This window comes from Campylobacter sp. 2018MI10, assembly GCF_018501175.1.
Classification (GTDB): Bacteria; Campylobacterota; Campylobacteria; order Campylobacterales; family Campylobacteraceae; genus Campylobacter_E.
On the sequence record NZ_JAHCZD010000090.1, the window covers coordinates 1 to 450 of the forward strand.

Annotated in this window: 1 pseudogene; it reads right to left on the minus strand. The window is 36.4% G+C overall.

What is annotated here, in order from left to right:
- Positions 1 to 124: 124 nt before the first annotated feature.
- A pseudogene (locus KJR01_RS09800) lies at positions 125 to 450 on the minus strand (periplasmic nitrate reductase subunit alpha); the annotation flags it as partial.

Sequence of the window (450 nt, forward strand, 5' to 3'; positions counted from 1 at the left end):
CTTTATATACAGACCATACTAAAGATGGTTCTGTACAATCTACTTAAGTTTCCGGTTATACTTCAACGATTTCTGCTCCCAATATAGATAATTCTGTCCATTATTCACATCTGACGCTGCCGACGTAGCGCATTATTTCTTTTTCTTCACTGCCTTGCATTTTTCTCTCATCCCCTTTAACTTCTGTATTCTCACATCCTTTTGCGATGGCATCCTTTGTATTAAAGCTTTTTGCTTCTTTATTGGCAAATAAAACATCAAAAAGCGTGTCATCTTCGCTATAACCCATAGCTTTTGCTTCTTCTAGTACACTTGGTAAAGTAAGCTTACCATCTACTTTTTGTTCTTTCCAAACCTCTTTAAGCTTAAAGCGTTTTGCAAATTCTAAAATTTGCCAAGTATCACTCATAGCAGCACCTACAGGTAAAACTTGTTGTTTCCAGTGTTGAG